The organism is Pseudomonas sp. 10S5 (assembly GCF_035019745.1).
GTDB lineage: Bacteria > Pseudomonadota > Gammaproteobacteria > Pseudomonadales > Pseudomonadaceae > Aquipseudomonas.
The window spans coordinates 1-430 of the sequence record NZ_JASJVL010000051.1 but is presented as its reverse complement, the minus strand read 5'-3'; the positions used below and the strand labels follow the sequence as shown (position 1 = coordinate 430).

1 protein-coding gene is annotated in these 430 nt (G+C 57.0%); it reads right to left on the bottom strand.

The window, feature by feature from the left end; genetic code table 11:
* A partial coding sequence (locus tag QN378_RS23340) for a contractile injection system protein, VgrG/Pvc8 family (RefSeq protein WP_323551187.1) occupies positions 1–430 on the bottom strand: 430 nt, incomplete at both ends.

The following is a 430-nucleotide window of genomic DNA, read 5'->3' as shown; positions in this document are numbered from 1 at the left end:
TGCCGCTAAGCGGTTTGAACGGCAGCGCCACCTTTGCTTTATGGGGAAACATCCCTTCGTCATCGGCGAAAATCAACTGATGGCCGTCAGCCGAATGCTCAAAACGATAAAACCAGCCGTCTTCTTCGCACAGTCGATTCACGAAATGCAGGTCGCTTTCGTCGTACTGAACGCAATACTCACGCGGCGTGGCGCGGCTCACGTCACCGTGGAACTGCACATCCAGGCCGTCAAACAGCCCATGCTCCTTCAATACCTCAAGGATGATCGCGGGCACGCTCATCTGTTGGAACGAGCGGCGGTGGCTGCTGTGTTCCAAATACGCCAGATAGGGTTTCAGCACCGCGACGTAGTGTGTCAGCCGCGCGCCGGAGTTGCTTTTATGGATCGAGTGGATGTGCCCATGCAGACCTTCGCCGTCCGGGCCGAA